Below are 26,493 nucleotides of genomic sequence, written 5' to 3'. Positions count from 1 at the left end.
CTGCACGTCCGTCCCCCGACCGGCGATTTCAGGCCAGCACCCCCGACAGCGACAGCAGCCTGATCAACAGGGCCGCCAGCAGTACCGCCAGCAGCGGCAGCGCGAACCAGTACGTGGACTGCATCCACTGGAGCTTGCGCACGCTCTCCCGCCGCGCGACCCGCACCATCTCCCGCGCCGACAGCAGCACGATCAGCGCCACCGCCGCGAGTGCGCCGACCACCGACCACGACGTCCAGGTCACCCGCGGACCGGCGGGTCCCGGGTCCGCCTTCTCGACGGGGCCGTCCGGCCGGTCCCGCATCGTGTAGAGCGTGACATCGGGGTTGGCCAGGACCTTCTTCAGCTCTGGCCGGGCGTCCAGGTTGCGGACCAGGCGCTTCTCCCAGGCCGTGCCGTACCCCGCGTCCATCTGGAGGTAGACGACCTGGCTGCGGTTGATCATCAGATACGAGTTCGGGCCGGCGTCCTTCAGCTTCTTGACCAGCCCGGCGACCAGCACGGGATCGCGCGGGGCCTCCGTCGGCTCGTACCGGACCTTCTCCATGTCCCGTGCGCCCCACGGCATCGCGGGCGTCACGTTCTCCATGATGTCGCTGCTCATCCACAGCAGCCGCGCGGTCGGCTCGTCGTGCGCGTACACGTACTCCATCGCCGCGACCTCGCCCGCCCGGGTCCGCTCGAACGCCTCGTTGCCCCAGCGGGCCACCAGGAAACCGCCCATCAGCACCAGGCCCGCCGTCAGCGCGGCCAGCGGCGCGAGGCTGGTGCGGTCCGCGTCGCGCTCGGCAGCCGTCGCCCCCGTACGGGGGAAGAAGCCGAGTCCGGCGAGCAGGGCGGCCCCGGGCAGCGCGAACATGAAGACGCGCAGGGCCATCTCCCCGCCGTACGACTGCATCCCGAGCATCAGGAACGGGACGAAGGCCAGGACGATCAGCGAACGCTCCGTGTAGCCCGCGAAGCGCCGGCGGGAGACGCCCCAGCAGGCCAGCGCCAGCACACCGCCGGCCAGTGCCACCCGCACGTACAGCACCAGCTTGTGCGTGGAGCTGCCGCCCTCGATGCGGCCCGCGACCGACGACGACACGTTGTCGCCGAGACCGCCGATCCCGCCGAAGAGCTCCTCGAAGTGCCCCGACCAGTACGGTTCGGCGAAGAAGCCGATCCAGACCGCGACCAGGACGGTCAGCAGGACCGGCAGGCCGCGCAGCGTGCAGCGCCCGAGGACCACCAGCAGCGTCACCACCCCCAGCATCACGAACGGGGTGAGCTGGTGCGCCGGTACCGTCCCCGCGAACAGCGCGATCAGCACCACGAGCAGCGTCGCCTTCTCCCGCCGCCCGGCAGGCGCCACCTCCGCCTCGCCCGGCCGCCGCTTCGTCCAGATGACCCGCGGCTCCCTGAACCACACCAGCAGGATCGCCACGAACGCGAGGTGGAGGAGGTACGTGTAGCCCTGCGGCGAGAAGTAGTCCTGCCCCACCCAGCCGCTCAGTACGAAGAACCACGCGCCCGTCCACTTCGCCCGCCAGCTCGCCCGCATCGACTGCATGAGGAGGAACAGCGGTGGCAGATAGAGCAGTTGCATGGTCGTCGGCCACCACCGGATGACCTCCGTCAGATCCTGGATCCCGCACGCCTCGGCGACGAAGGAGGCCGCCGCGAAGAAGCCCGGCCAGCTCCAGCGCGCGTCCAGGTCCGGCACGGAGGAGCCGGTGCGGTCGATGTACTCGACGAAGCCGAGGTGCTGCCAGGCCGTGGCGAAGCGCGGCGTGTCCTCCAGTACGGCGGGCAGGGCGTGCAGCGACACGACGGTGGCGACCAGGGCCAGTCCGAGAAGAACGGTGCGCGGGCGCTCCAGCCACAGCAGCGACGCGAACGACACCGCGAGCAGCCCCGCTCCGGCGAGCGTCGCCCACGGCAGCACGGAGACGAGACCGAGCCCGCCGATCCGGTCGAGATCCGCCTCGTCGATGCCGCGCACCGGCAGCCAGTACAGCAGCAGTGCCGCCAACAGGAGGACGGCCATCGAAAGTTCAGGGGCACGGCGGCGCAGGAAACTCCGTACCCGGCGGTGCGGCGGGGCAGCGGCCTCGCGGTCGGCGGGGGCCGGCGCGGCGGAGTCCGGCCCCGCCGGGTTCCCCGCCGCGCCGACGGCCGGTGCACGCGCTGCTCCGGCCGCCGGCAGCGGCTTCTCGCTCTCGTCGACGGACGGCACGGACGTGGGCGTGGAGGCCGTCGACGCGGGGGTGGACGAGCCCCGGGCGGGGGCGACCGCCGGACGCGACGGCGACGGCACGCGCAGCGCCCACGTCGGCCGGTGTTCCCCCGCGCCCCCGGACATCTTCCCCATGCCCTGTACGACGCCGGAGGCTCCCCGAGGGATGTACAGCCCGCCCGCCGGGGTTTCCGGGGCCGGCGGCACGTCCGGCCTGCGTTCCAGGTGGTCGAAGCCGGCGTGCGCGCCGAGCGGCAGGGAGCCCGTCTCGGCGAACCCGGTCCGCTGCGCCCAGCGCGGGCCCTTCCGCAGGGGCTCCCGGTCCGCTCCCACCACGGCGGCGGGCTCTCCCGGACCTCCCCGCCCGCCCGCGCCCCCGGCGGCGACCCCCGGTACGTCCGCAGCGGGAGCCGCGGGCTCTCCAGCAGGCTCCGGCGCGTCCGCGGCACGCGCCGCTCCGGCCGCCGGCCCGCGGGGCCGCCTTACCACCCCGTACAGCTTGCAGGCGGCGACGGCGGCGACCACCGCGAGGCTCGCCACCTCCGCGACGCCCGCGCCCGTCAGGCCCGTCCGGGGCAGCAGCACCAGCGTCAGCCCGAGCACCAGGACGCACAACCCGCCCTGAAGATACGCCAGTCCGGACGTGCGGCTCTGCGCGCGCAGCACCGCGAAGTACACCTCGATGACCACCCGCAGCAGGGCGCCGACCGCGAACCAGCGCAGCAGCGGCGTCGCGGCCGCGGCGTACTCCGGACCGAAGACCCCCAGGATGTACGGCGCCCCGAAGAAGAGGACCGCCGCCACCGGCACCATCAGCTTCGCCATCCTCACCAGCGCCGCCCGGCAGTTGCGCGCCAGTGAGGCAGGGTCGTGCGCGCCCTCGACCGTCAGCGACGCACCCATGTTGATGGCGAGCAGGTTGACGGTGCTGACGATGGTCACGGTGATGTAGAAGTACGCGTTGTCGGCCGCGGCGACCTGCGAGGCCACGATCACCGGCACCAGGTAGACCACGGCCAGCGAGAACAGCGAACCCGTGTAGTCCCCGGCCAGGAAGCGCCCCATCTGCCGCGCCGTCGGCCGCTCGGCCAGCCCCTTCGTCGCCTCGATGTGCCGGGGCACCAGCCTGCGGAACACCAGGAACCCCAGCGGGACCACCGACACCGAGATCGCCGCCACCCATGACACGAACACGCCCGCGGTCGGGACCGACGCCGCGATCAGCACCAGCAGGACCAGCTTCACCGCCGAGAAGACGGTGTTGCCGACCGGTACCCACAGCGCGCTGCGCAGTCCGGTCAGTACCCCGTCCTGGAGCGTCAGCAACGACCAGCCGATCACGGCCAGCACGAATCCCAGCCCGTTCAGCGGCCCGTGCAGGAATCTGTACGACGGCCCCCACAGATCCAGGGTGAGCAGGAAGATCCCGGCCGCCACCGCCACGACCACGGAACTTCCCGCGTACGTACGGAACACCAGCCGCCCGGTTCCGGCGCCGGACACCGGGATGAACCGCGCCAGGGCGCCGGTGAGGGTCAGCGCGGTGAGCCCGGCGAGCAGCTTCATGGCAGCGATCGCCGCCGACCCCTGACCGACCGCCGAGGGCGCGTAGTAGCGCGCGGCGACCAGCCAGAAGCCCAGGCCGAGGACCGCGCTGACACCCGTGTTGAGCATCAGCGCGTAGGCGTTGCGGAAGAGCGGACTGCCGCCGCCCCTGCCCGCGGAGAACAGCCCGGCCACCGACGGCAGCCGCGACCGGCGCCCCGGCGGGCGTTCCCCGGCGACGGAGTCCTGCACGGCATCGGGCACTGCGTCGTGCACGGCGCTGTTCTCCCCGGTGTCGTTCCCGGCCTGTGCGGTGGTCGTGTCAGACACGTCCGGCGGCTGCCTCTCGGATCTGCCGCGGCACACGGGCGGCGGCCCGGGACCTGCGCAGCACCGCGTAGCCCCGGGTGAGTGTCCGGTCCTTCGCGAAGTCGCGGCGGGTCGCCCGGTTCTCCACCATCCGCTCGAAGCGGCCGATGCCCGTGGTGCGCCGCACGGTCACCCGGCGCAGCGCGTACGGGCCCTGGCAGCGCGCCGCGAGACAGTTGTTCACCGCCAGGGCCTGCGCGAACCCGGCGTCCCGCACCGCCTGTCTGACCCGGCGGCTGGAGTAGCCGTAGGGGTACGCGAACGACACGGGTGCGCGGCCGAGTTCGCAGGCGGCCAGGTCCCGGCAGCGCAGCACCTCGTGCCGCAGCCGCGCGTTGTCGAGCTGGTCCAGCTGCGGGTGGCTGTGGCTGTGCCCCCCGATCTCGGTCCCGGCAGCGGCCAGTTCGCGCACCTGGCCCCAGTCGAGCATGGTGTCCGGCGCGCCCGGTGCCTCGTACGGTCCGCGCAGCCAGCCCGTGGAGACGAACAGGCTGGAGCGGAAGCCGTACCGGACGAGTTCGGGCAGCGCGTACCGGTGCACGCCCTCGTACCCGTCGTCGAAGGTGATCACCACCGGCTTGGCGGGCAGCACGGCGCGCCCCCGTCGCCAGGCGTCCCCCAGCTCCCGTGCGGTCAGCGCGGTGAAGCCGTTCGCGTCGAGCAGCGCCATCTGTGCGGCGAAGGAACCCGGCGAGACGGACAGCCGGTACGCGGCGTCCGCCGGCCGGTGTCCTACGGCGTGGTACATCAGGATCGGAACAGGTGCCGTGCTCATCCGTACGCCCCCTCGCGTTCCTCGCTCCCGCCGCCCGCGCCGTTCGCCGGGGGTGCGAGCGGTGTGACCGGCGCGACCGAGAAACCGGCATCCCCCCTGCGGACCCGGACGCTGCCGACTACGTACCCTCCCGCCGCGGCGGCCACTCCCGAGACGATGGCCCCCGCCCGGCCCGCCCCGCCCGGCCGGCCCCGCGCCGCGTCCCGCAGAGCGCGCAGCACGCCCGCGGGCAGCACCCTGCTCGTGTAGCGGCGCTCGGACTCAAGCCCCTTGTCCGCGCCCACACTTCGTGTGACGAGTGCTTTCGACAGGCCCTCGGCGTAGGTCCGGGAACGGAAGTAGCCGAAGCGCTCCCGGCCGGCGGGCACCTTGTGGTGAATGACCGCCCGGTCGTCGATCAGGAGCACCGCGTCCGGGAGCGCTCTGCTGAGCCGGATGCACAGCTCGGTCTCCTCGCAGCCCAGCGGGCGCCTGTCGCCGTCCCGGCCGATGCCGGTGGCGAAGCCGCCCGCCGCGTCGAAGGCGGATCTGCGGAACGAGGCGTTGCCGCCCAGCACGTTGCGCACCCGCACCTTCCCCGGCGGGATGCCCCGGTATGTGCAGCCGACGACCCAGTCGAACTCCTCGGGGAACCAGGCCGGGCGGCGGCCCGAGGACCACGCGGGCACGGTCCGGCCGCCGACCGCCATCACGCGCGGATCCGCGTAGCCCGACACGAGGTGGTGCAGCCAGTCCCGCTCGGCGACCGCGTCGTCGTCGAGGAACGCGACGATCTCCCCGCGGGCGGCGGCGATGCCGGTGTTGCGGCCCGCGGACAGGCCGCGGGGTCCCGCGTTCGCGAGCACCCGCACCCCTCCCGGGGCGGCCCCGCCCGTCTGCTCCCCGAACTCCTTCTCCAACCGCTGTCCCAGCGCCGGATTGTGGTCCACGACCAGCAGCGTCTCCGCCGCCGGCCGGGACTGCGCGCGCACCGAGGAGACCGCCGCGAGGATGTCCTGCCAGCGGTCCTCGGTGTACACGCAGATCACCACCGAGACCGTCAACCGGTGCACGTCCGGCGGGTGTTGGGCTCTCAAGACACCTCTCCCGGACCTGCCACCCGGCGGGGTGCGACCGCGGGCAGGGCGGCGCGGCGCCTCCCGTGCCGCTTGCCGTGCTCCTTGAGGATCACCCTGAGCACCCGCAGCCCGTCGCGGACCGCGCTGAGGTTGCTCAGGCCGTGGATGCGCTCGTACTCGTGGCTGGGTATCTCCTGGACGCGCAGGCCGGCCTTGACGACCCGGATGTTCATCAGGGTCTCCACCTCGAAGCCGGTGCAGTCGAGGTCGATCTTGTCGAGGCAGTGCCGCCAGAAGGCGTTGTAGCCGTAGCAGAGGTCGGTGTACCGGGCGCCGAACTTGGCATTGACGACCGCGCACAGCACCCAGTTGCCCAGCTTGCGGATGGCGGTCATGTCGTCCGTGCCACCGCCGTTCGCGAACCGGGACCCCTTCGCGAAGTCGGCGCCGGAGACGAGCGCGGAGACGTAGCTGACGATCTCGGCCCCGTCCGCCGAACCGTCCGCGTCGACCATCACGATGATGTCGCCGGTGCAGGCGGCGAAACCGGCGATCAGCGCGTCGCCCTTGCCCTTTCCGGTCTGCCGCACGACCTTGACGTCCGGCCACAGTTCACGTGCCACCCGCACGGTGTCGTCCGTGGAATTCCCGTCCACCAGTACGACTTCGTGAATCCATTCCGGCAGGGTCTTGAAGACGTACGGAAGATTTTCCGCCTCGTTCATGGCGGGGATCACGACGCTGACGGGCGGAGTGATCGCGAGATGCGAAGAGATGGCGCGGTACGTGAGACCTTTCTTGATCGGCCTTCGGTTGTTTCCGTTCGTGGACGGCACGAGAAGCGGATCTTGTCCCGCTACCGCGGGTCGGAGAAATGAGCCCATGAGTCTTTTCCCTCTCCACCGGTGGACCGCCCGCCCCCGGGCGGTCCGGATGAGTTTCCGGTTTGAAGGGGGGTTTCACCCCGGCGCAACGGAATCGAACTCCGTGCTGGTGTACTTCCGTTCCGACTGGGTGAGCTGGCTGATCCTCTGCGCGGAACGTGCCTCGGCGAATAAGTGTTCGCCGAGCACGGCACCCCCCTGCCCGCGCGCCCGCCCCGGACCCCATCGCGACGCCTGAGCCCTCCCCTGGAGCCGCTTTGCTCGATGGACCGGTGCGAGTCGATGTAGACGGTATTGATGCTTGGGACCCTATGGCAAGACCTGGAACCCTTCCTCGCTCTTTTGTGACTTTGGCCGTTCTTCGACGGTCACTTCCGGAATCGTCCCGATCGGATTTCTCCCATCCGTTTGAGCAGTCTGTCGGCGGGTTCGAAGAACTCCGGCCGCTCCACCACCGTATTCCGCAGTGCGCGCACCGGAGTGCGGTGTGCGCGATGGCCGAATGCGACCGGATGACGTCGCATCACCCACCCCTCGGAAACCATGACCTCCCGCGTCTTGAGCGCGTCCTTGTACTCTTTCTGGCCGCGGCCCAGATCGATGTGCGCGATCCCCCCGGACGCCGCACCTTCCGCGATCTTGAGCTGCAACAGCAAACCCGGCGAATATTTTGCGAACTCCGGGTCGTAGGCCGGGAACCAATTCGCGAGGATGCGTTTCGACCGTGGACCGAAGTGCGCGGCGACGGGCCGCCCGTCCGCGTACAGCACCGACAGGAGCCCGCTGAAGGAGTCGGTGCGGGTGTGGAACAGCTGCTCGACGAGATGGACGATCCACTCCTGGGCGAAGCGGTCGCTGCGCCCGGTTCTGCGGTACTGGGCGGACTTCCACCGCATCAGCGTCCGCAGCATCGCCGGATCGCGCTCGTCGTGCACGTAACGCACCTCGCCGGCCTGCCGCTGCAGCCGGCGTTCCTTGGCCAGCGTCGTCTTGAGGAACTTCGGTGCGTGGGTCCGCAGATGTGCGAGGTAGGTGTCGTAACCGCCGAGGGTGTCGACGACGGGGGAGGGGAAGCTGCCGCTCGCCCCGGTCTCGAACGGGCCCTGCCCCTGCACCAGGTGGTCGAACTCCCAGACGGCGAGCCCGCAGGCCCGCAGCAGCTCCCGGGCGTCCCACGTGAAACCGCTCCGGTGCACGATGCCCTGGCTGTCGGAGACGCCCAGCCCCAGTGCCCGTCCCACGCCGGCGGCGGACCGTTGGTACGCGAAGAACGCGACGGGCTCCCCCGACTCCCGTACGACGGCGATCCGCACCCCCCGCCGGCACCGGCCGAGCGCCAGCGCGAACTCCGGCGAAAGGAACGGATTGGCCAGCTCGGGCGCACCGTGCAGATGTGCCTCGGACTGCAGGGCGCTCCATGCTGCCCGGTCGGCGGAGCAGAGTTCGCCGGGGCGGTACACGGTGACGCCGTCGGCGCCGTGGACGTGGGAGCTGCTGCTCCCGGGGCGGTTCGCGTGCGTGTCGTTCTCGTAAGTGCTGTTCCTACGAGCGCTGTTCGGACCGGAGAGTTCCACGTCAGGTGCCCTGCCTTCTCGCCGTACGGCCGCCCGGCCGGCGTACCAGGGTGAACAGGATGAGGAGAGCGCTGATCCCGGCGACCGCCACGACACCGCCCCGGACCGACCACAGGTGCATGGCCAGCATCGCCTGGGCGACGAGGAGGTTGAGCGCCAGCGCCGCCGCGGCCGACACCACCACCCGGGCCGGCGGTTCCAGCCCGCGCAGCAGGCCCGCGACCGCTGCCGCCGGAGCGACGACCAGGAAGAACACGGTGAACGGCGCGCGCAGCGGCGACGGCAGATCGGTGAACGCCAGCCCCGCGCCCGCGGCTGCCACGACGAACGCCGCTCCCGCCGCGACCGGAAGGAGCTCGCGCCAACGGCCCGAGCGGTTCGCTGACGACACGTCAGAGTTGGTCCGCATGGGTGACTTTGCCCCCCGAAGCACCGGATGCCGGACTTCAATGTCGCGCAGCCGGCTCGGCCCCGTCAAGGATGCGGAGAGAGTGTGCAGAAGATCCCGGCCGAATGTCCTTGGCATGGACACTACCGGCGAGTCACTGGGGCTGGTACCAACGGTTGAGGCGGCCTGCTCAACCTGATGCGGCCCCCCACAGGGAGGTTCCATGAAACTGTCCCGAACCACCGCGCTGTCCTCCTCGCTCCTGCTCGCCGGAGCCCTCGTCCTCACCGGGGCGGGGGCGGCGCAGGCGGACCAACAGGCCCAGGCCGTCGACTACGTGGCCCTCGGCGACTCCTACTCCTCGGGCGTCGGCGCGGGCAGCTACGACTCCGCGAGCGGCAACTGCAAGCGCAGCACCAGGGCCTATCCCGTCCTCTGGGCTGCCAAGTCGGCACCCGCCAGCTTCAAGTTCGCCGCGTGCAGCGGCGCCCGTACCGGTGACGTGACCAGCGGCCAGCTGGGCGCGCTCAGTGCGGCGACCGACCTCGTCAGCATCACCGTCGGCGGCAACGACGCCGGCTTCGCCGATGTCATGACCACCTGCGTGCTCCAGGGCGAGTCCGCGTGCATCACCCGCATCAACAAGGCGCGTGCCTACGTCGACACCACACTCCCCGGTCAGCTCGACACCGTCTACCGCGGCATCAGAGCCAAGGCTCCCGCCGCCCGTGTGGTCGTCCTCGGCTACCCGCGCTTCTACAAGATCGGCGGCAGCTGCGCCGTCGGTCTCAGCGACAGATCCCGCAAGGCGATCAACGACGCGTCCGACTACCTCAACACCGCGACCGCCAAGCGCGCCGCCGACCACGGCTACACCTTCGCCGGAGTGACCGGCACCTTCACCGGCCACGAGATCTGCACCACCGCCCCGTGGCTGCACAGCCTGAAGCTGACCAACATCGGTGAGTCCTACCACCCCACCGCCGCAGGACAGTCCGGCGGCTACCTGCCGGTCATGACCTCGGCGGCCCAGTAAACCGGCCGGGAGCCCCTCAGTAGGGCGTGACCGGTGGTGAGGAGCCTCCGCCCGTGGTGGGCGGGGGCTCCTTGTCGTCGCAGGTCACCGAGAACGGGGCCGGGGCGGAGGTCACCGTGCGGGGGCTCCGGACCTTGAGCAGGACGGACTCCTGCCAGCTCTCGCCGTCCCGGTACGTCAACTCGGTGTGCTGCACCTGCTGGTTGGTGGTCCCGGCCGGGAAGTCCAGCGTTTTCCACTCGCCGTCCGAGGTCTCCCCGCTCCGGGTCGTCCACTGGTACTCGACCTTCTCGGGCGAGCGGTCGATGGTGATCGTCGCGTGGAAGGCGGGCGCCTCGCCCTCCGGAGCCGGACACTTCCCCGTGTAACTGTCCCGCACCGCGTGGACACTCACCCGCACCCCCTGCTTGGGCGGTGCGGTGGTCGTGCCGCCGCCGCCGCCGTCGCCGCCGGTGGTGCTGCTGCCCCCGGTGGAACCGGCGGCGCCGTCGTTGCCGGCGGCCGTGCTGTCCTCGGTGCCGGTGGGAGCGGGAGCTCCGCCGGTACTGCCGGCCGCGCCGGAACTCCCCTGGCCACCGGCGGTGTTGCTGCTGCCGCCCGAGGTGCCCCCACCCGCCTCACGGGCCGTTCCGGTGTCCCTGGTGAGGGCGTGAACGAGCGCCGCGACGCCCAGCAGCAGTATCGCGACGCCCATCGCGAGCAGGGCGGCCTTCTGCCGGGGCCGGCCCCCGACGGTGACCGCGGGCCCGGTAGTGCGCCCCGTCTGCCCGGCCACCGGCCCGTACGACCCGCTGCCGGTGCCGCCCGCCGGCAGCGGCACGGGCACGGGCCGTGCCGGAGTCGGGTACGGGGTGCCGGCCGTGACCGTCGGGCTGCTGTGCGCACCCGTGTCCGCGCCCCCCGGCACCCGCCCGCCCGCGGCCACGGTCCGCAGCCACCGCTCCGCCTCCGCTCCCGGCATCCGTTCGGCCGGGTCCTTCCTCAGCAGCCCCTCGATCACCGGGCACAGGGCCCCGGCCCGGGTGGGCGGCGGCAGTTCCTCGTCGACCACCGCCCGCAGCGTGGACAGCGGAGTGTCCAGCCGGAACGGCGAGTTCCCCTCCACCGCGGCGTACAGCAGCACCCCGAGCGACCACAGGTCCGACTCCGGGCCGGGTGTGCGCCCCAGCGCCCGCTCCGGGGCGAGGAACTCGGGCGATCCGATCAGCTCGCCCGTCATCGTCAGCGCGGACGTGCCCTCGACGGTGGCGATTCCGAAGTCGGTGAGGACCACCCGCCCGTCGTTCCCGAGCAGTACATTGCCGGGCTTCACGTCCCGGTGCAGCACCCCCGCCTCGTGCGCGGCCCGCAGCGCCGCGAGGACCTCCGCGCCGATCTGCGCCGCCCGCTGCGGCGTGAGGGCGCCCTCGGCGTCCAGGACGTCCGACAGGCTCAGTCCGCGCACCAGCTCCATGACGATCCACGGCCGGCCGTCCTGGGCCGCCACGTCGTACACGGTCACCACGTTGCGGTGCGAGACGCGGGCCGCCGCCCATGCCTCCCGCTCCAGCCGGGCGTACAGCCGCTGCTGGTCCGCCCCGCCGAGCCCGGCGGGCGCCCGGACCTCCTTCACCGCGACCTCGCGCCCCAGCACCTCGTCGCGGGCCCGCCACACGACGCCCATCCCGCCCTGCCCCAACGGGGCCAGAAGGCGGTACCGGCCCGCCACCACCCGCTCCTCGCCCGGAACTTCGCTCACTGGACGCATCCCCCGATCCGCACGATCCGCAGCAGAGCGGCATCATGGCCGAAACCACTCCAAGTTAGCTCAACTGCGCTGTCCTGCGGCCCCCTTGAACCGTCACGGTCCGTCAACATCCGTACGCCTGTAATGAATCCCGTGGGCGGGATACACGTGGGTGACGACGGGGAGATAGGGTTAACCTGCCCGGTGACGGGTGCCCTCGTACGGGTGGGGAGTGACATGGAACAGATAACGGTGCGCAGCAGGCCCCGGGTGCCTGCCATTACATGCGGGAGCAGTGCGACCAGCACGCGGCTCGACCGCCATCTCTCGGTGCTCGGCGGCCCGGCCGTCCCGCAGCGGGACACGGCCGAGGCGACGATGCTGATGCGTGAGCTGACCTCGCGTGAGGTGCCGCGCACGCGCAACACCAGCAGGGGCACGCGGATCTCGCGGGTCTCGCTGTTCGCACCGCTGAGGCGGCTGCGGAGATCGCTGTTCGGGAGTCGCGGCTGAGAGCAGCCGCTTTCCTTCCGAACGTGAGAGCACCGCGCTCCGGCGAGCGCACCGTCTCGACGCTGTCGCCCCACTGCCTGTCCATCCGTCATTCCCTGGGCAGGGGGCGCGGGCGGGGAGAGGGGTGGATTGCCGGGGGCGGTGTTTTTTGCGTGCGGAAGCGGAACGGCGGCGCGTCCACGGGCGACCGGGCGGCTGTCGAGGCCGGAAGCGTCCGCAGCGCCCCTACAGCAGTGCGAACTGACCTCCCGGCCCCTCCTCCCGGTGGTCCAGCACCGACGCCGGCCTGCGCGCCCGGGGCGGAGCCGGCAGAACTCCGGCCGCGCACAGTTCGTCCCGGCCGAGGACCGCGGTGCCGGGGGAGCGCCGGGATTCCCGCACCTCCGCCAGCAGTGCCAGCACCGTCACCAGCTCCAGCAGCTCCGACGACCACTCCTGCGGCCATCCCCCGGATCCGACCGCCTCCAGCGAACCGGCCGGCGCGGCGGCGGTCCTTTCCTCGAACCACCGCTCCAGCACCCGCACCCCTCCCACCTCGAACCGCCAGGCCGTCTCCGGCACCGGCGAGATCCGGCCGGTCGTGCCCACCAGCAGAGCGGCCTCCTCCGCGTCGTACGACAGGGTGCCCGGCCGCGCCGGGATCGCCGCCCGTACGTACGGCCGCCGCCCGCCCGGCAGTCGCGGGCGTTCCCCGCCGCGCGCCCCGCGCAGCAGCAGCGCGAGGACCCGGTGCCCCGACTCCACCCCCGCGAGCCACGTTCGCGGGTCGCGGGGCAGCGGCACCACCACTCCGCGCGCCGACGGCTGCGCCGCGTCCAGCGCCCACGCCAGCACGTCCTCGGGGTCGACCGGGCACCCGTACCGGCCGGCCAGGAAGTCGAGCAGGCCCGGGGCCAGGTTCGGCTCCCGGCCGCCGGGGCGGCGGTACAGGGGACGGATGCGGCCGGGACGCCCGGCGGGGGAGCGGCCGTCGGGCAGCAGGGCGGTGGCCAGGAGTGCGGGGCCGGCCGTGCCCGGGACGTATCCCTGTTCGACGGCGAAGACCTGATGGGTGGAGTCGACGACCCGCCACAGCTCGGGCCGGGCAGCGTCGATCAGCCGGTGGTCGGGGATCAGCCACTGTTCGTCGAACGCCCCGTGCAGCACGCGGACCGGTTCGGGGCAGCGCCCGGACTCGGAGGCGAAACGGGTGGTGGCGGTGGGCTGGCCGGGCAGTGCGGCGACGGAGGAGTGCGGCGTACGAAGCCGGGTCGGACCGAAGAGCGTCTCCCGGTCCGCCTGCGCCCCGGCCCGTACCAGCGTGTCCCAGCGCGCCCGCAGGGACGCCGGGTCGGGACCCATGATCCACCCGCGCCCCAGGCGCAGCGGAGCCACGGACCACGGCATCAGATCGTCGAGCAGCAGGGCCCGCGACGGCACATGCGGTGCGTCGGGCGCGGGCCGCGGGGCGTCGGGAACCGGTTGCGGTGCATCGGGAACATCGCTCACGCCCCGCATGGTAGGCGGTGCCGGAGACGGCGGCCGAGCCGTCAGTCCGCCTCGACCGTCACCGAGAAGGAGAACCGGTCACCCCGGTACCGGATGCGCGCCACGTCCACCACGCGCCCCTCCACGTCGTACGTCACGCCCGTGTAGTGCAGGATCGGGGAGAGCAGCGGGACGTTCAGCAGCCCGGCCGTCTCCGGGTCGGCGAGCCTGGCCTCGATGGTGTCGGTGATGCGGCTGATGCGCACGCCGACGAGGTCGCGCAGCACCTTCGTCATCGGCCAGCGCTCCAGGTCGCCGGCCTTGAGGAGGTCCGCGATCTCCGGACGGACCGCGTTCTCCGCCCAGTTGGTGGGTTCGCCGCTCTCCGCGTCGTGCCGCAGCCTGCGGTACGTCATCACCTCTGCCACGTCCGGGAAGTACTCGGCCAGTTCGCCGGGCACCGGAACCGGGCCGTGCCCCAGCAGCGTCGTGGGTTCGCCCGACTGCTGGGCCACGACGGCATCGATCGAGCCGAGCAGGCGGCGCGGGGCGCCCCGCCTGGCCCCCGGCTCGATGAACGTGCCGCGCCGCCGGTGCCTGCTGATCAGACCCTCCGTCTCCAGCTCCTTCAACGCCTGACGCATCGTCAGAACACTGACTCCGTAGTGCGCGGCCAGGTTCTCCTCGGTGGGCAGGCGCAGCGAGGCGTCGGACGTGCGGCCCAGTATCGAGGCGCGCAGCGACTGCGACACCTGGTACCACAGCGGGAGTTTGCGGTTCAGCACGAGGGAGTCGGGGGCGAAGGCGGTCACCGGGGGTCTCCGTATGAGCGGTTACGGGCGGAAGTGGCGCTCAAGACCCTGCCACACCCCGTCGTACGAGGGCTGAAGGTGTTCGGCCTGCGCCGCCTGCCGCGTCGCGGTCACCGGCCAGCGCGTCTCGAACATGAACGCCAGCCCGTCGTCGATCTTCTGCGGCTTCAGCTCGGCCGCGCTCGCCCTGTCGAACGTCTCCCGGTCGGGGCCGTGCGCGGACATCATGTTGTGCAGGGAACCACCGCCGGGGACAAAACCTTCCGCCTTGGCGTCGTACGCGCCGTCGATCAGGCCCATGTACTCGCTCATCACGTTGCGGTGGAAGTACGGCGGCCTGAAGGTGTCCTCGCCGACCAGCCAGCGCGGCGCGAACACCACGAAGTCCACGCCCGCCAGGCCCGGCGTGTCGGACGGCGAGGTCAGGACGGTGAAGATCGACGGGTCCGGGTGGTCGTAGGAGATCGACCCGATGACATTGAAACGGTGGAGGTCGTAGACGTACGGCACGTGGTTGCCGTGCCAGGCGACGACGTCGAGCGGCGAGTGGTCGTACGTCGCCGACCAGAGGTTGCCACAGAACTTGTTGAGCACCTCCACCGGACCCTCGACGTCCTCGTACGCGGCGACGGGAGCCCGGAAGTCCCGCGGGTTGGCGAGGCCGTTGGCGCCGATCGGGCCGAGGTCGGGGAGCTGGAAGGGGGCGCCGTAGTTCTCGCAGACGTAACCCCGGGCGGTGGCGGTCAGCAGCTCCACGCGGAAGCGGATGCCGCGCGGGATCAGGACGACCTCGCCCGGTTCGGCGCCCAGCAGGCCGAATTCGGTACGGACCAGCAGGCCGCCGTGCTCGGGGACGATCAGCAGCTCGCCGTCGGCGTCGCTGAACACCCGTGTCCGCATGGAGGTGTTGGCGTGGTAGAGGTGGATCGCCATGCCGGTGCGCTGGGTGGCGTCGCCGTTGCCGCCCACGGTCCACAGGCCGGCGACGAAGTCGGTGCCGGGCGCGGGCTCGGGGAGCGGATTCCAGCGCAGTCGGTTGGGGTCTGGCACGGTCTCCGTGAAGGGTGCGCTGCGGATTTTTCCGTTGTCGGCCCGCGCGAAGGCGGGATGGGCGGCGGACGGGCGGATGCGGTAGAGCCACGACCGGCGGTTGTGCGCACGCGGCTCGGTGAAGGCGCTGCCGCTCAGCTGTTCCGCGTACAGGCCCAGCGGTGCGCGCTGGGGCGAGTTCCGGCCATGGGGGAGTGCGCCGGGAACGGCCTCGGAGCCGTGTTCGTTGCCGAAGCCCGAGGAGTACGTCAGGGTCTCGGCGGTCTTGCGCGCCCGCTCGACGTCCTGCTCGGCGTCCCGCTGCCCGCTCTGCTCCGTGCTGGTGCCGCTCATCGTCCACTCCCGGTGAAATAAGGGCCTCAAGAGAATCCTATGCGTGACAGTAGGATTCCGCGTCCGGGACGTCAACGGGGCAGCCACGAGGCGCGGGCGTGCTCGCGGCGGTCCCGGCCGTCCGGGCTTTCCCGGCCTCGTTCCCTTCCGGCATTCCCGACCGGCGTACCGGTCGGTATGCTCGCGGTGCCCGTACGCCGTCGTGCCCCCGGAGGGCCCCGTGTCCCGTACCGCGTCCAGTGCCGAGCCCCGTACCGCGTCCAGCGCCGAGCCCCACGCCCCGGCCGGCGCCGTCCCCCGTACCGCGCCCCGTTCCGATTCCCGCGCCCCGACCGGGGCGGCCACCCGCACGGCCCTGCGGATCTGTCCGCTCTGCGAAGCCACCTGCGGACTGACGCTCACCCTGGAGGGCACCCGCGTCACCCGTGCCAGGGGAGACGCCGAGGACGTCTTCAGCCGGGGCTTCATCTGCCCCAAGGGCGCCGCGTTCGGCGAACTGGACGGCGACCCCGACCGGCTGACCGGGCCCCTCCTCCGTACGGACGGCGGTGAGTTCAGGGAAGCGAGCTGGGCCGAGGCCTTCGACGTGATCGCCGCCCGGATCCGGCCGGTGATCGAGGAACACGGGGGTGACGCGGTCGGCGTCGTGCTCGGCAACCCCAACGTGCACACCATGGCGGGCGCCCTCTACCCGCCCCTCCTGCTGGCCGCCCTGGGCACCCGCAACCTGTTCACCGCGAGCACCGTCGACCAGATGCCCAAGCACGTCTCCAGCGGACTGCTCTTCGGCGACCCCTTCGCCATCCCGGTCCCCGACCTGGACCGCACCGACCACCTGCTGCTCCTCGGCGCCAACCCCCTGGAATCCAACGGGAGTCTGTGCACCGCACCCGACTTCCCCGGCAAGCTCAAGGCGCTCAAGGCGCGCGGCGGCACCCTCACCGTCGTCGACCCGCGCCGCACCCGTACGGCCGGACTCGCCGACCGGCACGTGGCGATCCGGCCCGGCGCCGACGCGGCCCTGCTCGCCGCGCTCACCCACGTCCTCTTCGACGAGGAGCTGGTCGCCCTCGGGGAACTGGCGGAGCAGGTGGAGGGCGTGGACGAGGTCGCCGAAGCCGTGGCCGCGTTCAGCCCGGAGGCGGTCGCCGACGTGTGCGACGTGCCGGCCGCGGAGATACGGGCGATGGCGCGTGAACTGGCCGCCGCGCCGACCGCCGCCGTGTACGGGCGGGTCGGCAACTCCACGGTCGAGTTCGGCACCCTCGCGAACTGGCTCGTCGACGTGCTGAACGTACTGACCGGCAACCTGGACCGGCCGGGCGGCGCACTGTTCCCGCTCTCCGCGACCTCCCCCGCACCGCGGACCCCCGGGCCCGGCAAGGGGTTCGCCCTCGGGCGCTGGAAGAGCCGGGTCAGCGGCCACCCCGAGGCCAAGGGGGAACTGCCGCTCGCCGCCCTCGCCGAGGAGATCGAGACGCCGGGGGAGGGGAGGATCCGCGTCCTGATCACCATCGCCGCCAATCCGGTGCTCTCCGCCCCGGACGGCAACCGGCTCGACCGGGCGCTCGCCGCCGGGCTCGACCTCATGGTCAGCGTCGATCCGTACCTCAACGAGACCTCCCGGCACGCCGACGTGATCCTGCCGCCTCCGCCGCCGTCCCGCAGTGCCCACTTCGACTTCGCCTTCAACGGGTTCGCGGTGCACGACCAGGTGCGCTTCACGCCCGCCGCCGTCGAGTTGGACGCGGACGGCATGGACGAGTGCGAGATCCACGCCCGGCTGGTGCTGGCCGTCGGCGGCATGCACGGCGCCGACCCCTCGGCGGTGGACGACACCGCTGTCGCACGCCTGCTCGCCAGGGCGAAGGTCCCCGATCCCGCGGCACTGGCCGCGCGGCTCACGGGCGCCAACGGCCCGGAACGCCGCCTCGACCTGATGCTCCGGCTCGGCCCGTACGACGGTCTCACGCTCGACGCGCTGCGAGCGGCCCCGCACGGCATCGACCTCGGCCCGCTGAAACCGCGCCTCGGCCAGGTACTGAAGACGCGGAGCGGACGCGTGGAGCTTCTGCCCGCCCCGATCGCGGGCGACCTCCCCCGGCTGCGGAGGGCCCTGGACGTGCGGCGGGACCCGAACGCGTTCGTTCTCGTCGGACGTCGCCACCTGCGCTCCAACAACAGCTGGCTGCACAACGTGCCCGCACTGAACAGCGGTTCGAACCGGTGCACGGTGCAGATCCACCCGCAGGACGCGGAGCGGCTGGGCGTGACGACCGGTGCGCAGGTACGGGTGCGGGGCGCGGGCGGGGCGGTCACGGCGCCTGCCGAGGTCACGGACACGCTGCGCCGCGGAGTGGTGAGCCTGCCGCACGGGTGGGGGCACGACCGGCCGGGCACGCGGCTCTCGGTGGCGGGGGCGAAGCCGGGGGTCAACGTGAACCAGCTGCTGGACGGGTCGCTGCTGGACCCCCTGTCGGGGACGGCGGTCCTGAACGGGTTCGCGGTGGAGGTGGAGGCGGTGCAGCGACACGGGGCGGGCGCGCCCGGGGAAGCCCCGCAAGAGCCGTAAACGGAAAAAGGGCCCCCTGGCGCGCAAAAACTAACACCGCTAGTTTGAGGGGGCGCGCACCGGGAAGCGCGCCCCACCCCACCACCCCGCAGCGGAGGACCCCATGCAGGCGCAGAATCGCATGTACATCGGCGGCGAGTGGCGCCCCGCCCTCGGCCAGGACACGATCCCCGTCATCAACCCCGCAGACGAGCAGGTCATCGGCCACGTTCCGGCAGGCACCGCAGCCGACGTCGACGCGGCGGTCGCCGCCGCACGGGCCGCGTTCCCCGCCTGGGCCGCCACCCCGCCCGCCGAACGCGCCGCCCGCCTCACCGCCCTGCGCGACGGCCTCGCCGCCCGCAAGGGCGACATCGCCGCGACCGTCACCGCCGAACTCGGCGCCCCGCCCGCCCTCGCCGAAGCCGTGCACGCGGGGCTTCCGATCGTCATCGCGGGCACCTACGCCGAACTCGCCGCCACCCATCCCTTCGAGGAGAAGCTCGGCACCTCCACCGTCTACGCCGAGCCTGTCGGCGTCGTCGGCGCCATCACCCCGTGGAACTACCCGCTGCATCAGATCGTCGCCAAGGTGGCACCCGCCCTGGCCGCGGGCTGCACGGTCGTCCTCAAGCCCGCCGAGGACACCCCGCTGACCGCGCAGCTCTTCGCCGAGGTGGTCCACGAAGCCGGCCTGCCCGCCGGGGTGTTCAACCTGGTGACTGGCCTGGGCCCGGTCGCGGGACAGGCACTCGCCGGACACGACGGCGTCGATCTGGTGTCCTTCACCGGCTCGACCGCCGTCGGCCGGCAGATCGGGGCGGTCGCGGGCGCCGCCGTCAAGCGGGTCGCCCTGGAGCTGGGCGGCAAGTCGGCGAACGTCATCCTGCCCGGCGCGGACCTCGCCAAGGCGGTCAACGTCGGCGTCGCCAACGTGATGTCCAACTCCGGTCAGACGTGCAGCGCGTGGACCCGCATGCTGGTCCACCGGGACAGTTACGACGAGGCCGTCTCGCTCGCCGCCGCCGCCGTCGCCAAGTACGTACCGGGCGAGCGGGTGGGCCCGCTCGTCAACGCCAAGCAGCAGGCCCGGGTGCGTGGTTACATCGAGAAGGGCGTCGAAGAGGGCGCCCGGATCGTGGCCGGCGGCCCCGAAGCCCCCCTCGACAAGGGGTACTACGTCTCGCCGACGGTCTTCGCCGACGTCACCCCGGACATGACGATCGCGCAGGAGGAGATCTTCGGCCCGGTCGTCTCGATCCTCCGTTACGAGGACGAGGACGACGCCCTGCGCATCGCCAACGGCACGGTCTACGGCCTTGCGGGCGCGGTGTGGGCCGCGGACCCGGAGACCGCCACCGCCTTCGCCCGCCGCATGGACACCGGCCAGGTCGACATCAACGGCGGCCGCTTCAACCCGCTCGCCCCGTTCGGCGGTTACAAGCAGTCCGGCGTCGGCCGCGAACTGGGCCCCCACGGGCTCGCGGAATACCTCCAGACCAAATCCCTCCAGTTCTGACCCAATCCGCCCCCTTCCGCCCCGGGTAACCCCTCCGGCGGCGGGGCCGCCCCTCCTCCCCGGTAGCAGCGCCCTTGGGCGGCGGGGCCGCCCCCGGGGGCGGAACGGGCGGGCAAGGGGGCGGCCCCCCGGAACGCCTTGCTTCCGCCGATCGCCCAGCTCCGCACCCGCACCCCGCACTCCGCTCCCCGCACCCCCGCCACCCCGCCCGGCCCCGTTCCGTCCCGCCCCCGCCCCCGACCCCCAGGAGCCCGCCCCATGCCCCGCGCCGCCATCCTCCGCGCCCCCCATACCCCCCTCGAAATCACCGACATCACTCTGCCGGCCCCCGCCCCCCACCAGGTCCGCATCCGCCTCACCGCCGCCGGCGTCTGCCACTCGGACCTCTCCCTCACCAACGGCACCATGCGGCTGCCCACCCCCGCCGTCCTCGGCCACGAGGGAGCGGGCACCGTCACGGAGGTGGGCGAAGCCGTCACCGGCCTCGCCCCCGGCGACGAGGTCGTCCTCAACTGGGCTCCCTCCTGCGGCACCTGCCACGCCTGCTCGCTCGGCGAGATCTGGCTGTGCGTCGACGCCCTCACCGGCGCCGGCCGCCTGCACGCCCGTACGACGGCCGACGGCACGGACCTCCACCCGGGCCTCAATGTCGCCGCCTTCGCGGAGGAGACCGTCGTCGACGCCTCCTGCGTGCTGCCCGCCCCGCCCGGCATCCCCCTCGCCGACGCGGCGCTCCTGGGCTGCGCGGTCCTCACCGGGTACGGCGCGGTCCACCACAGCGCCCGGGTCCGCGAGGGGGAGACCGTCGTCGTGTACGGCGTCGGCGGCGTGGGCCTCGCCGCCCTCCAGGCCGCCCGCATCGCCGGAGCCTCGCAGATCATCGCCGTCGACGTCTCCCCGGCCAAGGAGGAGCTCGCCCGCGCGGCCGGGGCCACCGACTACCTCGTCGCCTCCGACACCACCGCCCGGGAGGTGCGGAAGCTGACCGGCGGGCACGGCGCGGACGTCGCCGTCGAGTGCGTGGGCCGCGCCGCCACCATCCGTACCGCCTGGGAGTCCACCCGCCGCGGGGGCCGTACGACCGTCGTCGGGATCGGCGGCAAGGACCAGCAGGTCACCTTCAACGCCCTGGAGATCTTCCACTGGGGCCGCACGCTGACGGGCTGTGTGTACGGCAACAGCGACCCGGCCCGCGACCTTCCGGTCCTCGCCGAACACGTCCGGGCGGGCCGTCTCGACCTGGCCTCCATGGTCACCGAACGCATCTCCCTGGACGGCATCCCGGCCGCCTTCGACAACATGCTGGCGGGCAGGGGCGGCCGGGCGATGGTGGTGTTCTAGGCCCCGCGGCTCACCGGATACCGACGGTGCGGGCGGCGTCGTCCCCGGCCAGGGGCACCGCGGCCCGCCGGGTCCGTGACCGGGAGACCGCCACCCCCGCCAGGCACACCACGCCGCCGAGCAGGGTCATCCAGCCGGGGACCTCGTCCAGCAGCAGCCACGACATCAGGACGACGATCGCCGGCACCGCGTACGTCGTCGCGCCCATCCTCCCGGCGGTCGTGCGCTTCAGCGCGTACGCCCAGGTGGTGAACGCCAGGGCGGTCGGGAAGACGCCCAGGTAGACCATGTTCAGGGTGGCCGGCAGCGGGGCGCGGGCCACGTCGTGGACCAGCTGCCCGGCGAACGGCAGACAGGCCACCGCACCGATCAGGCAGCCGTACGCCGTGGCCTGCAGGGGCGTCGCGTGGCCCAGGGCGGGCTTCTGCGCGACCACGCCGATCGCGTACGTCACGGCCGCGGCGAGGCACAGACCCACACCGAGCAGTGACGTTCCGCCGCCGCCCGACATGGAGATGCCCACGATCGCCGCGCCCGCGAACGACACCGCCATCCCGGCGAGCAACCGCGGCGGCAGGCCCTCGCCGAGGAAGCGGCCCGCGAGGAGCGCCATCAGGATCGGCGCCACGTTCACCACCAGGGAGGCCGTGCCGGCGTCGACGAGCTGCTCGCCCCAGTTGAGGGCGACCGCGTACGCCCCGAACCACAGCAGACCGGACGTGATGATCCCCGGCCAGGCGGCGCGCGGCGGCAGTCCCTCGCGGCGTATCACTACGAGGGCCACCAGGACGAGGGAGCCGGACAGCAGGCGGCCCAGTGCCAGCGCGCCCGGCGCGTACGACTCGCCGGCGCTGCGGATCGAAACGAAGGCCGAGGCCCACAGCACGACGGTGACACCGGCGGCGACGAGGGCGAGAGGTTCGGTACGGCCGCCGGAACGGTCCGTGGGGGAGGGGGAGTCGCTCATGCGGCGATGCTAGGGCACGAATACTTCGGCTGTCACCGAAGTATGCCCGTCGTCATCGCAGTTCGTCCGCCTCGATGCCCAGCAGGGCGTACAGGGCCCGCTCCCCCGCTGCCGTCACCTTCACCGCCCGCTCGCTGCCGATCCGTACGCACCACTGCTTCTCCAGCGCCAGCCAGCACAGCTCCGCACCCGCGATGCCCGCCAGGTGCCGCTTGCGCTCCGTCCAGTCCAGGCACGAACTGACCATCGGGCGACGGCTCTTGGCCGGGAGGAGGTGGATGCCGAGCCCGCCGAACCAGTCGAGCCCCTCCTCCGTGAGCGCGAACCCGCTGCCCATCAGCAGCAGCCCGCGCCGCTCCATCGCGTCCGTGACGGCGATGCCGAGCCGCCCGGCGAAATGGTCGTAGCAGGTGCGCCCGCGCGCCATGGCGCTGCTCGCCCCCGCCGCGCGCAGGGTGTGCGGATTGTCGCGGCCGGGAAGGGCGTACGCGGCGACGGACTCGACGAGCCGGGCGGCCGCCGCGTCGGCGAGCCGTACGTAGCGGTGTCTGCCCTGCCGTTCCTCGGCGAGCAGCCCGGCGGCCGTGAGCCTGCTCAGGTGCTCGCTCGCGGTGGAGGCGGCGACGCCCGCCTGCCGGGCGAGCTCGCTCGCGGTCCAGGCGCGGCCGTCCAGCAGGGAGAGCAGGAAGACGGCCCGGGTCTCGTCGGCGAGCAACGAGGCGAAGTGGGCCAGCCTGAGCCCGGGGGGCGCGTGGGCGACGATGCCGGAGGAGACGGCTGCGGAGCCGGATGAGGGCGACATCCTCCCAGGATGCCCCAGGCACCCTTCGGTGCGGACCGAACGGTCGCACGGTCACGCCTTCCGGTAACCGCCCGCCTCGTACTGGCATCCCAGCCCGTCGAGCAGTGCCCGCAGCCCCGTCCCGAACGCCCCCTCGTCCACCTTCTCCTGGTGATCCGCGAGCAGGTGTGCCTGCTGGAGGTGCGGGTAGTCCGCCGGGTCGTACGCCGTCCGGTCGTCCACGAAGCCGCGGGCGAACGACCCCAGGGCGGAACCGGTGATGAAGTACCGCATGAGCGCACCGATGTGGGTGGCCTGCGCGGGCGGCCAGCCGGCCCGTGTCATCGCCCCGAACACCGCGTCCGCGACCTTCAGCCCGGCCGGCCGGCGCCCGGGGCCACGGGCCAGCACCGGGACGATGTGCGGATGCGCGGTGAGTGCCGCGCGGTAGGAGAGCGCCCAGTCGTGCAGCGCCTCGCGCCAGTCCCGGGGGTCGCCCTCTTCGAACATCGACAGGTCGACCTTCGCCGACACCGCGTCCGCGACCGCCTCCAGGATCTCGTCCTTGGTGCGGAAGTGGTTGTAGAGGGACGGGCCGCTGACCCCCAGCTCGGCCGCGAGCCGCCGGGTGGACACCGCCTCCAGGCCCTCCGAGTCGACGAGCGCGCCCGCCGCCCCGACGATGCGGTCTCTGCTCAGGAGGGGCTTGCGTGGTCGGGCCATGCGGCACATAGTAGGCCCTGCGCACCAGAAACTAGCAGTGCTAATTAATCTTGCGACGAACGGGATGGTGAGTGGTCCGTGAACCTGGAACTCAGCGAGGAGCAGGGTGCCGTCCAGCAGCTCGCCCGCGACTTCGTCACCCGCGAGATCACCCCGCACGTCGTCGAGTGGGACCGCGCCGAGAACGTCGACCGGGCGATCGTGAAGAAGCTCGGCGCGCTCGGCTTCCTGGGCCTCACCGTCCCCGAGGAGTACGGCGGCTCGGGCGGCGACCACCTCGCGTACTGCCTGGTCACCGAGGAGCTCGGCCGCGGCGACTCCTCGGTGCGCGGCATCGTCTCCGTGTCGCTGGGCCTGGTCGCCAAGACGATCGCCGCCTGGGGCAGCGAGGAGCAGAAGCAGCGGTGGCTGCCCGGCCTCACCTCGGGCGAGGCCGTCGGCTGCTTCGGCCTCACCGAGCCGGGCACCGGCTCCGACGCCGGCAACCTGAGCACCCGGGCCGTCCGCGACGGTGACGACTACGTCCTCAACGGCACCAAGATGTTCATCACCAACGGCACCTGGGCCGACGTCGTCCTGCTGTTCGCCCGTTCCACCGGCGCGCCCGGCCACCGGGGCGTCTCCGCCTTCCTCGTCCCCACCGACACCCCCGGCCTCACCCGCCGCACCCTGCACGGCAAGCTCGGCCTGCGCGGCCAGGCCACCGCCGAACTGGTTCTCGAAGACGTCCGGGTCCCCGCCTCCGCGATGATGGCCCCGGAGGGGAAAGGTTTCTCCGTCGCCATGTCCGCCCTGGCCAAGGGCCGGATGTCGGTCGCCGCCGGCTGTGTCGGCATCGCCCAGGCGGCACTGGACGCGGCACTCTCGTACGCCGCCGAGCGCGAGCAGTTCGGCAGGACCATCGCCCACCACCAGCTCGTCCAGGAACTGCTCACCGACATCGCGGTCGACGTCGACGCGGCCCGCCTGCTCACCTGGCGCGTCGCCGACCTGATCGACCGCGGCCTGCCGTTCGCCACCGAGGCGTCCAAGGCCAAGCTGTTCGCCTCCGAGGCCGCCGTGCGCGCCGCGAACAACGCCCTCCAGGTGTACGGCGGTTACGGCTACATCGACGAGTACCCGGTCGGCAAACTGCTCCGCGACGCCCGCGTGATGACCCTCTACGAAGGCACCAGCCAGATCCAGAAGCTGCTCATCGGCCGGGCGCTGACGGGGATCTCGGCCTTCTGAGTACCTGACTGAGTACGAAAGCGGATGGTGCGCCCGGGTGATCCGGGTCACTCTGGCCGCATGAGTGAGACACAGGTCAAGCAGCAGAGCAGCGGCGCCTTCTACGGCCAGGCGGTCGCCTCCTTCGCCGTCGCCCTGGCCGCCACCTCGATCGGCATCTTCTTCCTCGACGCCAGCGGCTGGGTCCGTGCCTTCCTGGCGATCGCCGTCCTCTACCTCACCACCTCCGCCTTCACCCTCGCCAAGGTGATCCGGGACAAGCAGGAGGCCGGGCAGATCGTCAGCCGGGTCGACCAGGCGCGTCTGGAGAAGATCCTGGCCGAGCACGACCCGTTCCAGAAGCTCTGACCCCGCCCGATTCGCCCCGCTCCGTCTAAGCGCTTGCTCAGAGGCCCGGGGTATGGTGTTCGTCCTGCTGGTACGGACGGACGAAGGGGCGAGCGATGAGCACGGCGGAGCGCGCGGCGGAGGCCACCGGCGGCGAGCCGGGCGGCGGTGCGGCCGACGAGGTGCCCGCCTGGGCCGAGGTCTCGCCCGAGGCGGCCCGCAGGCTGCTCGTCGCCGCGGTCGAGGCCTTCGCCGAGCGCGGTTACCACGCCACCACCACGCGCGACATCGCGGGCCGCGCGGGCATGAGCCCCGCAGCGCTCTACATCCACTACAAGACCAAGGAAGAACTGCTCCACCGGATCAGCCGCATCGGCCACGACAAGGCCCTGCGCATCCTGGAGACCGCCGCCGACGGCGACGGCAGCGCCGCCGAGCGCCTCACGGACGCCGTCACCACCTTCGTGCGGTGGCACGCCGCGCACCACACCACGGCGCGGGTGGTGCAGTACGAACTGGACGCGCTGGGCGACGAGCACCGTGCGGAGATCGTCGAGCTGCGCCGGCGCAGCGACGCGGCGGTACGGCGCATCATCAACGACGGTGTGAAGGCGGGGGAGTTCCGGGTCGCCGACGTTTCCGGCACCACGCTCGCCGTGCTGTCACTGTGCATAGACGTGGCGCGCTGGTTCAACGTGGAGGGGCGCCGGACCCCCGACGAGGTCGGCGCGCTGTACGCCGAACTCGTCCTGCGGATGGTGGCCGCCGACTCCGCACGGGGACCGTCGTCCGTATGAGGCGTGCCGGGTCAGAAGTAGTAGCGGGAGATCGACTCCGCCACGCACACCGGCTTCTCGCCGCCCTCGATCTCCACCGTCACCTTCGCCGTGAGCTGCACGCCGCCACCGGCCTCGGCGACGTCCGTCAGCACCGCGGTGGCGCGCACCCGTGAGCCCACCGGCACGGGGGCGGGGAAGCGGACCTTGCCCGTCCCGTAGTTGACGCCCATCTTCATGCCCTCGACCCGGAGGATCTGCGGCACGAGCACCGGCAGCAGCGACAGCGTCAGGTATCCGTGCGCGATCGGCTTCCCGAACGGCCCCGCGGCCGCCTTCTCGGGGTCCACGTGGATCCACTGGTGGTCGCCGGTCGCCTCGGCGAACAGGTCGATGCGCTTCTGGTCGATCTCCAGCCAGTCGCTGTACCCCAGTTGCTCGCCCACCCCGCCCCGCAGTTCCTCGGCGGACGTGAAGACCTTCGGCTCGGACATCCTTGTGCTCCCTCTGCTCAGGCGCTGCCGCATTCA

General features: G+C 72.4%; 22 protein-coding genes. 8 read left to right on the top strand and 14 right to left on the bottom strand.

Going from position 1 to position 26,493, the window contains the following annotated elements:
• Positions 1-28: 28 nt before the first annotated feature.
• From HNQ79_RS14710 to HNQ79_RS14685, 6 genes are all read right to left on the bottom strand, one after another.
• Positions 29-4,093 (bottom strand): lipopolysaccharide biosynthesis protein, encoded by a 4,065-nt coding sequence (locus tag HNQ79_RS14710; protein ID WP_373312586.1) that lies wholly within the window; start codon positions 4,091-4,093, stop codon positions 29-31.
• Positions 4,086-4,907, bottom strand: coding sequence for a polysaccharide deacetylase family protein (locus tag HNQ79_RS14705; RefSeq protein WP_185030969.1), 822 nt, complete (start codon positions 4,905-4,907; stop codon positions 4,086-4,088). Before HNQ79_RS14705 ends, HNQ79_RS14710 begins: the two co-directional genes overlap by 8 nt.
• A complete protein-coding gene (locus tag HNQ79_RS14700) occupies positions 4,904-5,983 on the bottom strand; it encodes a glycosyltransferase family 2 protein (RefSeq protein ID WP_260421630.1) in 1,080 nt (359 codons plus the stop codon). Before HNQ79_RS14700 ends, HNQ79_RS14705 begins: the two co-directional genes overlap by 4 nt.
• The gene (locus HNQ79_RS14695) at positions 5,980-6,849 is read right to left on the bottom strand and encodes a glycosyltransferase family 2 protein (protein WP_221507695.1); all 870 of its coding nucleotides are present in this window, start codon (positions 6,847-6,849) and stop codon (positions 5,980-5,982) included. The genes HNQ79_RS14700 and HNQ79_RS14695 overlap by 4 nt, the downstream gene beginning before the upstream one ends.
• A 368-nt stretch (positions 6,850-7,217) precedes the next feature.
• Positions 7,218-8,309 (bottom strand): GNAT family N-acetyltransferase, encoded by a 1,092-nt coding sequence (locus HNQ79_RS14690; protein WP_185031144.1) that lies wholly within the window; start codon positions 8,307-8,309, stop codon positions 7,218-7,220.
• Between the two features lie 115 nt (positions 8,310-8,424).
• Positions 8,425-8,814, bottom strand: coding sequence for a hypothetical protein (locus HNQ79_RS14685; protein ID WP_229923582.1), 390 nt, complete (start codon positions 8,812-8,814; stop codon positions 8,425-8,427).
• A 220-nt stretch (positions 8,815-9,034) separates the two neighbouring features.
• Between HNQ79_RS14685 and HNQ79_RS14680 the strand changes: the two genes are divergently transcribed.
• On the top strand, positions 9,035-9,847 hold the full coding sequence (locus HNQ79_RS14680) for an SGNH/GDSL hydrolase family protein (protein WP_185030965.1): 813 nt from the start codon (positions 9,035-9,037) through the stop codon (positions 9,845-9,847).
• 16 nt (positions 9,848-9,863) lie between these two features.
• Here the strand turns inward: HNQ79_RS14680 and HNQ79_RS14675 are convergent, their stop codons facing one another.
• Complete coding sequence (locus tag HNQ79_RS14675) at positions 9,864-11,594, bottom strand: serine/threonine-protein kinase (protein ID WP_185030963.1); 1,731 nt, start codon at positions 11,592-11,594, stop codon at positions 9,864-9,866.
• Between the two features lie 216 nt (positions 11,595-11,810).
• Between HNQ79_RS14675 and HNQ79_RS14670 the strand changes: the two genes are divergently transcribed.
• Complete coding sequence (locus HNQ79_RS14670; RefSeq protein ID WP_185030961.1) at positions 11,811-12,086, top strand: hypothetical protein; 276 nt, start codon at positions 11,811-11,813, stop codon at positions 12,084-12,086.
• A gap of 225 nt (positions 12,087-12,311) precedes the next feature.
• On the opposite strand, the gene HNQ79_RS14665 is transcribed toward HNQ79_RS14670, so the two are convergent.
• Genes HNQ79_RS14665 through hmgA form a run of 3 tightly spaced genes read right to left on the bottom strand, consistent with a single transcriptional unit; the run spans position 12,312 to position 15,748 of the window.
• The gene (locus tag HNQ79_RS14665) at positions 12,312-13,583 is read right to left on the bottom strand and encodes a type ISP restriction/modification enzyme (RefSeq protein ID WP_185030959.1); all 1,272 of its coding nucleotides are present in this window, start codon (positions 13,581-13,583) and stop codon (positions 12,312-12,314) included.
• 32 nt (positions 13,584-13,615) lie between these two features.
• The gene (locus tag HNQ79_RS14660; RefSeq protein WP_185030957.1) at positions 13,616-14,365 is read right to left on the bottom strand and encodes a GntR family transcriptional regulator; all 750 of its coding nucleotides are present in this window, start codon (positions 14,363-14,365) and stop codon (positions 13,616-13,618) included.
• 21 nt (positions 14,366-14,386) lie between these two features.
• Entirely contained in the window at positions 14,387-15,748 is a 1,362-nt protein-coding gene (hmgA, locus tag HNQ79_RS14655) for a homogentisate 1,2-dioxygenase (protein WP_185030955.1), read from the bottom strand.
• A gap of 355 nt (positions 15,749-16,103) precedes the next feature.
• Between hmgA and HNQ79_RS14650 the strand changes: the two genes are divergently transcribed.
• The 3 genes from HNQ79_RS14650 to HNQ79_RS14640 all read left to right on the top strand — a co-directional run bounded on the left by HNQ79_RS14650 (position 16,104) and on the right by HNQ79_RS14640 (position 21,159).
• Positions 16,104-18,320 carry a molybdopterin oxidoreductase family protein gene (locus tag HNQ79_RS14650; protein WP_221507758.1) on the top strand — a complete coding sequence of 739 codons (2,217 nt, stop codon included), beginning with the start codon at positions 16,104-16,106 and terminating at the stop codon, positions 18,318-18,320.
• Positions 18,321-18,423: 103 nt separating this feature from the next.
• Positions 18,424-19,818 carry an aldehyde dehydrogenase family protein gene (locus HNQ79_RS14645; RefSeq protein ID WP_185030951.1) on the top strand — a complete coding sequence of 465 codons (1,395 nt, stop codon included), beginning with the start codon at positions 18,424-18,426 and terminating at the stop codon, positions 19,816-19,818.
• A 258-nt stretch (positions 19,819-20,076) separates the two neighbouring features.
• Positions 20,077-21,159 (top strand): Zn-dependent alcohol dehydrogenase, encoded by a 1,083-nt coding sequence (locus HNQ79_RS14640; RefSeq protein ID WP_185030948.1) that lies wholly within the window; start codon positions 20,077-20,079, stop codon positions 21,157-21,159.
• Between the two features lie 10 nt (positions 21,160-21,169).
• Here the strand turns inward: HNQ79_RS14640 and HNQ79_RS14635 are convergent, their stop codons facing one another.
• From HNQ79_RS14635 to HNQ79_RS14625, 3 genes are read right to left on the bottom strand one after another with little or no spacing between them, the layout of a single operon-like run.
• Entirely contained in the window at positions 21,170-22,126 is a 957-nt protein-coding gene (locus HNQ79_RS14635; protein ID WP_185030946.1) for a DMT family transporter, read from the bottom strand.
• Between the two features lie 52 nt (positions 22,127-22,178).
• Positions 22,179-22,928 carry an ArsR/SmtB family transcription factor gene (locus tag HNQ79_RS14630; protein WP_185030944.1) on the bottom strand — a complete coding sequence of 250 codons (750 nt, stop codon included), beginning with the start codon at positions 22,926-22,928 and terminating at the stop codon, positions 22,179-22,181.
• A gap of 51 nt (positions 22,929-22,979) precedes the next feature.
• Positions 22,980-23,630 (bottom strand): TetR/AcrR family transcriptional regulator, encoded by a 651-nt coding sequence (locus HNQ79_RS14625; protein WP_185030942.1) that lies wholly within the window; start codon positions 23,628-23,630, stop codon positions 22,980-22,982.
• Between the two features lie 78 nt (positions 23,631-23,708).
• On the opposite strand from HNQ79_RS14625, the gene HNQ79_RS14620 reads away from it, so the two are divergent.
• The 3 genes from HNQ79_RS14620 to HNQ79_RS14610 all read left to right on the top strand — a co-directional run bounded on the left by HNQ79_RS14620 (position 23,709) and on the right by HNQ79_RS14610 (position 25,984).
• Positions 23,709-24,860, top strand: coding sequence for an acyl-CoA dehydrogenase family protein (locus HNQ79_RS14620; RefSeq protein ID WP_185030940.1), 1,152 nt, complete (start codon positions 23,709-23,711; stop codon positions 24,858-24,860).
• A 60-nt stretch (positions 24,861-24,920) separates the two neighbouring features.
• Positions 24,921-25,208, top strand: a complete 288-nt coding sequence (locus HNQ79_RS14615; protein ID WP_185030938.1) for a YiaA/YiaB family inner membrane protein — start codon at positions 24,921-24,923, stop codon at positions 25,206-25,208.
• Positions 25,209-25,303: 95 nt separating this feature from the next.
• A complete protein-coding gene (locus HNQ79_RS14610; protein ID WP_185030936.1) occupies positions 25,304-25,984 on the top strand; it encodes a TetR/AcrR family transcriptional regulator in 681 nt (226 codons plus the stop codon).
• 11 nt (positions 25,985-25,995) lie between these two features.
• On the opposite strand, the gene HNQ79_RS14605 is transcribed toward HNQ79_RS14610, so the two are convergent.
• A complete protein-coding gene (locus HNQ79_RS14605; protein ID WP_185030934.1) occupies positions 25,996-26,457 on the bottom strand; it encodes a MaoC family dehydratase in 462 nt (153 codons plus the stop codon).
• Positions 26,458-26,493: the final 36 nt, after the last annotated feature.

Origin of the sequence: Streptomyces candidus (assembly GCF_014207445.1) — a bacterium.
GTDB classification, from domain to species: Bacteria; Actinomycetota; Actinomycetes; order Streptomycetales; family Streptomycetaceae; genus Streptomyces; species Streptomyces candidus.
The sequence above is the reverse complement of the archived record's forward strand: the minus strand, read 5'-3'. Positions and strand labels throughout refer to the sequence as shown.